The 7,362-nt window shown below is 58.6% G+C and carries 12 protein-coding genes; 8 read left to right on the top strand and 4 right to left on the bottom strand.

Annotated features, from left to right (window positions below; translation table 11 throughout):
- Nucleotides 1-232: 232 nt before the first annotated feature.
- Complete coding sequence (locus CER19_RS12020) at nucleotides 233-484, top strand: DUF1654 domain-containing protein (RefSeq protein ID WP_003192507.1); 252 nt, start codon at nucleotides 233-235, stop codon at nucleotides 482-484.
- 2 nt (nucleotides 485-486) lie between these two features.
- Nucleotides 487-1,176 (top strand): endonuclease, encoded by a 690-nt coding sequence (locus CER19_RS12015; RefSeq protein ID WP_116666578.1) that lies wholly within the window; start codon nucleotides 487-489, stop codon nucleotides 1,174-1,176.
- Between the two features lie 34 nt (nucleotides 1,177-1,210).
- On the opposite strand, the gene CER19_RS12010 is transcribed toward CER19_RS12015, so the two are convergent.
- Nucleotides 1,211-1,576, bottom strand: coding sequence for an SPOR domain-containing protein (locus CER19_RS12010; protein ID WP_019820896.1), 366 nt, complete (start codon nucleotides 1,574-1,576; stop codon nucleotides 1,211-1,213).
- Nucleotides 1,577-1,839: 263 nt separating this feature from the next.
- Between CER19_RS12010 and csrA the strand changes: the two genes are divergently transcribed.
- The 3 genes from csrA (at nucleotide 1,840) to CER19_RS11995 (ending at nucleotide 2,895) form a co-directional block, all read left to right on the top strand.
- Nucleotides 1,840-2,034, top strand: coding sequence for a carbon storage regulator CsrA (gene csrA, locus CER19_RS12005; RefSeq protein ID WP_003192511.1), 195 nt, complete (start codon nucleotides 1,840-1,842; stop codon nucleotides 2,032-2,034).
- Nucleotides 2,035-2,244: 210 nt separating this feature from the next.
- Nucleotides 2,245-2,505 (top strand): hypothetical protein, encoded by a 261-nt coding sequence (locus tag CER19_RS12000; protein ID WP_116666577.1) that lies wholly within the window; start codon nucleotides 2,245-2,247, stop codon nucleotides 2,503-2,505.
- Nucleotides 2,506-2,598: 93 nt separating this feature from the next.
- Nucleotides 2,599-2,895 carry a hypothetical protein gene (locus CER19_RS11995; protein ID WP_116666576.1) on the top strand — a complete coding sequence of 99 codons (297 nt, stop codon included), beginning with the start codon at nucleotides 2,599-2,601 and terminating at the stop codon, nucleotides 2,893-2,895.
- Between the two features lie 20 nt (nucleotides 2,896-2,915).
- On the opposite strand, the gene CER19_RS11990 is transcribed toward CER19_RS11995, so the two are convergent.
- The gene (locus CER19_RS11990) at nucleotides 2,916-3,536 is read right to left on the bottom strand and encodes an HAD-IA family hydrolase (protein ID WP_371921546.1); all 621 of its coding nucleotides are present in this window, start codon (nucleotides 3,534-3,536) and stop codon (nucleotides 2,916-2,918) included.
- Nucleotides 3,537-3,776: 240 nt separating this feature from the next.
- Here CER19_RS11990 and CER19_RS11985 point away from each other — a divergent pair, with 240 nt between their 5' ends.
- From CER19_RS11985 to CER19_RS11975, 3 genes are read left to right on the top strand one after another with little or no spacing between them, the layout of a single operon-like run.
- On the top strand, nucleotides 3,777-4,037 hold the full coding sequence (locus CER19_RS11985) for a DUF2790 domain-containing protein (RefSeq protein WP_116666574.1): 261 nt from the start codon (nucleotides 3,777-3,779) through the stop codon (nucleotides 4,035-4,037).
- Nucleotides 4,038-4,079: 42 nt separating this feature from the next.
- The gene (locus CER19_RS11980) at nucleotides 4,080-4,751 is read left to right on the top strand and encodes a heavy metal response regulator transcription factor (RefSeq protein WP_116666573.1); all 672 of its coding nucleotides are present in this window, start codon (nucleotides 4,080-4,082) and stop codon (nucleotides 4,749-4,751) included.
- Entirely contained in the window at nucleotides 4,748-6,148 is a 1,401-nt protein-coding gene (locus tag CER19_RS11975; protein ID WP_116666572.1) for a heavy metal sensor histidine kinase, read from the top strand. The genes CER19_RS11980 and CER19_RS11975 overlap by 4 nt, the downstream gene beginning before the upstream one ends.
- Nucleotides 6,149-6,160: 12 nt before the next feature.
- Here CER19_RS11975 and CER19_RS11970 read toward each other — a convergent pair whose 3' ends face one another.
- A complete protein-coding gene (locus tag CER19_RS11970) occupies nucleotides 6,161-6,652 on the bottom strand; it encodes an anti-virulence regulator CigR family protein (protein ID WP_116666571.1) in 492 nt (163 codons plus the stop codon).
- Between the two features lie 79 nt (nucleotides 6,653-6,731).
- Nucleotides 6,732-7,361, bottom strand: coding sequence for a pyroglutamyl-peptidase I (gene pcp / locus CER19_RS11965; RefSeq protein WP_116666570.1), 630 nt, complete (start codon nucleotides 7,359-7,361; stop codon nucleotides 6,732-6,734).
- Nucleotide 7,362: the final 1 nt, after the last annotated feature.

Below are 7,362 nucleotides of genomic sequence, written 5' to 3'. Positions count from 1 at the left end.
GCTTTTGTGCCGAAGGAAGATTGCTCCCGCTGGGCTGCGAAGCGGCCCAAAATACTTGCGGGCGCTACGCACCCGAGCGGGAGCAAGCTCCCTCGCCACATTCAGCCCCTCTCCCCCGCACCTCAACAAACTTCCTGATTCGCTGTCAGACGAACTTCTTGAAATTTAAGCAGTTGCGAAATTGCCTACAGTTAAATACTGTATGTGCGTACAGCAAATTAAGGAATGCTCTGTGGCAAAGCCCTCTTCCGCAGCACCTGCATCGCCTGACGCCTACCAGCGCCTGGCTATCCGCGTGCAAAAAATCATCAATTCGACCAACGCCCAAAAAGCCAAGGCAGCGTTGATCTTCCGTTTACCCGATGAACCGGAGAACGATTGGCAACGTTTACTGGAAGAGATTGCAGAAAATGACAATGTCACCCTCGCCTATCGGGATGACGGTGGCGTGCAGATTTTTTGGGTTGTGCCGAAGGAAGATTGATTGTGAGTGCCCGTTTTATTGCTGTGTGCTGTCTGTTTTTACCCTTCACCGCCAACGCCCAAGCCCCTCGCACCTTCAGCGAAGCCAAGAAAATCGCCTGGAAGCTTTACGCGCCGCAATCCACCGAATTCTATTGCGGCTGCAAATACACCGGTAACCGGGTGAACCTGAAAGCCTGCGGTTACATACCGCGTAAAAACGCCAACCGTGCCGCGCGCATTGAGTGGGAACACATCGTACCGGCCTGGCAAATCGGGCATCTGCGCCAATGCTGGAAAAATGGCGGACGAAAAAACTGCACGCGCCATGACGAGGTGTTCAAGCGCGCCGAGGCAGACCTGCACAACCTGGTGCCGAGCATCGGCGAAGTGAATGGCGACCGTAACAACTTCAGCTTTGGCTGGCTGCCGGTGCAAAGCGGGCAGTACGGCTCATGCCTGACTCAGGTGGACTTCAAGGCGAAGAAAGTCATGCCGCGCCCGTCCATTCGCGGAATGATCGCGCGCACGTATTTTTATATGAGCAAGCAATATGGCCTGCGCCTGTCGAAGCAGGACCGGCAATTGTATGAAGCCTGGAACAAGACCTATCCGGTGCAAACCTGGGAGCGCCAGCGTAACCAGACCGTGGCTTGCGTGATGGGGCGTGGTAATGAGTTCGTCGGCCCGGTCAACCTGAAGGCCTGCGGCTGAACGTGGGCGGGGTGCCCGCCCACCTGGCCTGCTGCTACTGCGCAGCCTTGTGTTCGATAATCTCCGACACGGTGTCGTTTTTCTTGGCCCGCGCCATTTTTTCGTTTAGCAGCGCCTGCTTGGCTTCGGCCTCGGCTTTGGTCGCGAACGGCCCCAATAGCACCTCATCCTTGCCGTCGACTTTCACGATATAGAAATTGAACCCGTGTTCCAGCAACCAGGCGGTCAGGTCGGTGATCGCCTGCAACTTGTGGTCCGGCGGGCCGACCCGTATATCCCACTCCTGAGCGGCAATCGCACCGGTTTGCGGCAGGCTTTCGGTCACGGCAGGCTTGGCCTTGGGGGCATCGACCGACTTACCTTCACCGCATCCGGCCAACGCCAACACCACAATTGCCATCGCTACTTTACGCACTGCCCTGCTCCTTTGAGGATCAAAGAGGCAACTTTACCATTCACTGTCTATTCTGGCCGTCATAAACGTTGGCTTAAACAATGCGAATCATGTATCGCGACCTGTATGATACCGCCATGGGAATTAATGTCGCCTCTATGCGTCCTAAAAGAGGCAGTCACAGGGAAGCGCTTCGCAGTAAGCTACACACATCCGACACCTACCCTGTCTGAAACATGTGTCCTTAAAAGTAATTCAAGGAGAAGTCCATGCTTATACTCACCCGCAAAGTCGGTGAAAGCATAAACATCGGTGATGACATTACGATCACCATCCTGGGCGTTAGCGGCCAGCAAGTACGAATCGGCATCAATGCCCCTAAGGATGTTGCCGTGCATCGCGAGGAGATTTACCAGCGTATCCAGGCCGGCCTGACTGCACCCGACAAAAACCAGACGCCTTGAAACGCCTCCAGTAGCCAGCCTTTTCGTTCACTGTAACGGCTGGCGAAAACCCAATTGGCCTGTTCGCGTTTCCCCACGTGACCAGCGCGCCTTGAGCTTTCCCTTCGCTGCAAGATGAAACTGTCAGGATCTCTGGAACTTGTCGCGCTATTGGCAGCCCAATTTCTGACACTTTATCCTGCCATCAAAGTGCATTTCAGGAACACGTCGATGAGGCCAGCCGCGTCGCAACCGCTTGTTTCAAAATCCTGGATGATTGCCCTGCTGATAGGGCTGGTCTTCGTGGCACTCGGGTGCTGCTTGAGAATGGAAGTGGAAGGAGCCGATCCTGACACTCATTCCTGGTTGGATCTTGCACTTCTGCTCTGTGGCTACCTGCTTGCGTTCTGCCTCAAGCCCATCCAGAAGGTGATCTTGCGCAAGCTGCGCCAGCGCGCCGCTCATCGCCCCCCTGAAAAAACTGCACGCTGAGGGCGTTTACCTGTTATCGGATCGCCGGTATTTACAGCGCCGCCGCACCACCTATCATTGGGCTTGCGCGGTCAGTCAAAGGTGCAGATACAGATGGACACCCTTAGCAAAACCCAGATCGAATCGGCATTGGCAGCGCGCCTGCCCAGCTATACCGTTGAGTGCACGCTGCATGCCGACGGGACGCTCTCAGCCGTTCTCAGCGGCCCGGGAACCGATCACTTCGCCATTACCGGCATCGTGCGTGCGCATTATCACGGTACAGAAGCCATCAACCGGCTCGCCACCGAGATACTCAGGGAAATGGTGGTGTCGCGCCAGGGGATGAAAAACAGCCGGCTGCAGGCATTGTCAGACCCCATCGACTGCGCAGAAGGCCGCGACCGGTAACGGGCTTGGCCTTCTGCGCATCATGGCGCCAGTTGACGCAAGGACAACAAGCCATCAGCCCCACGCTGGGCTTTCAACGCACTATATTCCTTGATGCAAGCATGGGCAGTCACCATCGGCGCCACGTGTGTCGAGGTCACCACCATGATATCCGCCCCCGCCGCTTCCCCCGCCTGAATACCCACTGCGGCATCCTCGAACACCAGGCAGTCTTGCACCGGCACGCCCAGGCGCTGGGCCCCCAGCACATAACAGGCCGGATCGGGCTTGCCCGTCTTCACATCTTCGGCTGTCACCAGTACCGCCGGCACCGGGATGCCCGCCGCTTGCAGCCGGCGCACGGCCAATGCCTTTGGCGCTGAGGTGACCAACGCCCATTGATCGGCGGGCAGGCTGGCCAAAAACGCCACGGCGCCAGGAACGGCCACGATGCCTTCGACATCGTCCAGCTCAGCCTCGGTGATCCATTGGGCTTCTACCTGTGGATCGACACCCGGCAACGCCTGGCGGGTGATCGTATCAATCGCGCGGGCACCATGAATGGTGTGCAGGAACGCTTCCACATCCAAGCCGTGCCGTGCAGCCCAGATGCCCCACACGCGCTCCGCAGCGGCAATGGAGTTGAGCAGGGTCCCGTCCATATCGAACAGAAAGGCGCGGTAGCGCCGGGTAAATACGTTTGGAGTTGGGGTGGACACTGCACGGCTTCCTCATGGGCTGGGCCCTGCAATCTACGGATCACCTCGACGCTTGTAAACGCCGAGTCCTGGCCCGTCAGCTCCAAGGCAAAAATGACGAACTTGTCATGATCCTGTTGGTTGGCTGTTGGGGTCGCCTGGTTACCGTGAGCTCACTACCAACCCGGAACGTGAGACACCACCATGAAACTGATTGCCCTGGGCTTCGCCGCTTTGCTCGTCATTGGCTCGGTATTCGCTGCCGACGCCGCCCCTGCCGCCAACGTGATCCATGACAAAACCGGCTTCTTCGTCCACTTGGATGTCGCCAAGGTGTTGTCGAGCACCGACACCTACGGCCAATGCGGGGTTGTGCCCGCGCAACTGCGCTACCTGGACCACCAAGACCGCGAACATGTGCTGGATTACCAAGTCCAGGGCACCGGTTGCGCCAATGACAATTGATCGGGCTACACTGGCGCAACTTATTGAAGCAGAGCACTTCCCATGAACATCCTTGTAATCGAAGACGAACCCAAGGCCGGCAATTATCTGCTCAATGGCCTGCAGGAGCTGGGGCATTGTGTGAGCCTGGCCCGCGATGGCGTGGACGGTTTGCACCAGGCCCTTGAAACGCCCTTCGACGTGATCGTACTGGACGTGATGATGCCAAAAATGGATGGCTGGGAAGTGCTGCGTCGCCTGCGCAAGGAGGCCGATACCCCGGTGCTGTTCCTCACCGCCCGCGATGACATCGCCGACCGCATCAAAGGCCTTGAACTGGGTGCCGATGACTACCTGATCAAGCCCTTTTCGTTCGCCGAACTGGTGGCGCGCCTGCGCACCCTCAACCGTCGTGGCCCGAGCAGGGATGAAGAACAACTGCACATCGCCGACCTGCACATTGACGTACTCAAACGTCGAGTGACCCGCGCCGGCACGCGCATTACCCTGACCAACAAAGAGTTCGCCCTGCTGCATCTGTTCGCAACGCACCAAGATCAGGTGCTGTCCCGCTCGCTGATTGCTTCGCGGGTGTGGGACATGAACTTCGACAGCGACACCAATGTGGTGGACGTCGCCGTGCGCCGCCTGCGCCTGAAAATCGACGACCCGTTCCAGCTCAAGCTGATCCACAGCGTGCGTGGCATTGGCTACCGCTTCGATACCCAGCCATGAACCGCCAACACCCTTACTCCCTGACCCTGCGCCTGGCGTTGATCTTTGCCCTGCTCGCCTTCGTCCTGCTGGCAACCCTGGGCGTGGCGCTGTACCGGGAACTGGAGCGCGAACTGATCCGCCGCGATGACGCCGCGTTGATATCCCGAGTGGATCAGCTACGCAACCTGCTCAACGACAGCAATACCCTGGACCTGATCAAGACCAAGCCAGAGCTGTTCCAGAATATGTTGGGCAACCGCGAATCCGTGCTGAGCATTGCCGCCCCCGGCAAACAGCCACTGCTGCTGGTAAACCCGGGGAATATTGAGTTGCCGTCGATCCAGCCGCTGCCCAAAGATCACAAACTCATGTTGAGCGACGTGCAACATTTGCCAGGCCTGAACGGTATTCCCTTCTCGGTGGTGGCCGTGGCCATCGACTCCGGCGACTTGGGCAGCCTGCAAATCACCAGCGGCCGCCTGATGACCGAGCGCACCGCAGTGCTCGCCAGTTATCGACTCAGCGTATACATCCTGGCGAGTATCGCCGCGATCATCCTGGCGCTGGTGGGTTACCTGCTGGTTCATCGTGGCTTGTTGCCGTTGCGCCGCCTGGCCCGGCATGCCCAGGGGATCGGCGTCAGCAACCTGGCCGAACGCCTCGACAGCCACGGCGCACCGAAGGAATTGCTGCCCATGATCGACTCGTTCAACACCATGCTTGAACGCCTGGCCAAAGGCTTTGTACAACTGGGCCAAGTGTCCACCGACATGGCCCATGAACTGCGCACCCCGATCAACAACCTGCTCGGCGAAACCCAGGTGGCCCTGCAGCAGCACCGCAGCATCGAGAGCTACCAGCAACTGCTGGCCTCCAATGTCGAAGAGCTGGAACGCCTGGCGCGGATGCTCGACAACATGCTGTTCCTGGCCCGCACCGACCCCGCCAGCGCACTGCGCCAACGCCAGGCGCTGGATGCAGCGGATGAAGTGGAACGCATCGCGGATTACTTCGAAGGGCTGGCCGGTGATGTGGACATGCACATCACCGCCTTGGGCGAAGGGGTGATCTGGGCTGAGCCGATGCTGCTGCGCCGTGCCTTGGCCAACCTGTGTGCCAACGCGATCAAGTATGGCGCGCCGGGCTCGGAGCTGAGTATCCAGGCAGTGCCGGATGGCACAGGCATCAACCTGAGGGTCAGTAACCACGGCCAGACAATCCCCGCCGAGCACCTGCCACGGCTGTTCGAACGGTTTTACCGGGTGGATGAATCTCGCGAGCGGTCATCCCAGTCCAACGGGCTGGGACTCTCGATCGTGGCGACCATCATGCAGCTGCATAACGGGCGGTACCGCGTGAGCAGTGAAGATGGCGTGACCTGTTTTGAGTTGTTTTTCCCCGGCCGTGAAGCCTGAGGGCGCTGCAACTCAATCAAACGCACCGTTCAGAACTTCGTAGATGATACCGGTCGCAATGGCCACCAATATCAAGTCGGTTCCCGCTTGCTGCCATTCGTAACCATCATAACGAGGCAACTGCCCCAGCAAGCGGCCGTCCAGCTTCTTGGCAATTCCGGGCGGCAGGGGCTTGCCGCGTGCCAGGTTTTTCTGAATGCCAGGCGGTAAGGCCGGGCCAGCGCGCCAATAATCGCGGTGCCCGCCCAAGACATTCAGCACAAGACTGCGATCAACGCTGAAGTCATTTCTGGAGTGACCGCCCTTGTCTTTGGCCTTACCCGGCCCGCCCTGGGCATTACCTTTGTTATTACCGTGACCTTTGCCGTTGTCCTGCCCACCATAGGCATCACCCTTGTTATTGCCTTGGCCTTTGCCATTACCTGGATCTGCAAGGGCAAGGCCACTGGTCAAAGACAGTGCAAGGGACAACGCAACCGACACGAACTTCGTACGCTTTAACATGGCGGCTTCCTAAGGCCAATATGTGCTTGAACTGTAGTTGAAATCGCAACACAGCGTACACAAACAACAACGCCTGCCGTCAGCTCACCTGACCACCACTCAAGGCGATATCTACTTGGGTTTGCCAGGCTGCCAACGCCGCCACACGCAATCCCTCGACTATTGTCGATAGCGCCATCGACGGCTCGCCCGACTCAGGCAAGCCAGGCACATGAATAAATCCACTGCGTACCCCTGTCCCCGCCAGCGCATGCTGCAAGCGATAAAACACCTGATTACACACAAACGTCCCCGCCGTTTGCGATACCGAGGCGGCAACACCCGCCTCACGCACCGCTTTGACCATGCCCTTGATCGGCAACGTTGAGAAGTACGCCGCCGGGCCGCCATCCACTACCGCGATATCAATCGGCTGCGCCCCCAGATTGTCGGGAATACGCGCATCATTAACGTTGATCGCTACGCGCTCGATGGAAATATCGCTGCGCCCAGGCCCCAGGCCCGTGGCGATGACCATTGCCGGCCGCAGTTCCTTGATCAACTGCAGCAAGGTTTCGGCAGCGGTGGCAAATGCGCAGGGCAAGCAACGCGCAACCATCTGCACCCCCTCGCACAACTGCACACCGTCCAACTGGCGCACGGCCTCCCAAGAGGGGTTCACCGCCGCCTTATCAAAGGGCTCGAAGCCCGTCAGCAGTACGCTTTGCATA

The sequence above is a fragment of the Pseudomonas sp. GL93 genome (genome assembly GCF_003408955.1).
GTDB lineage: Bacteria > Pseudomonadota > Gammaproteobacteria > Pseudomonadales > Pseudomonadaceae > Aquipseudomonas > Aquipseudomonas paracarnis.
The sequence above is the reverse complement of the archived record's forward strand: the minus strand, read 5'-3'. Positions and strand labels throughout refer to the sequence as shown.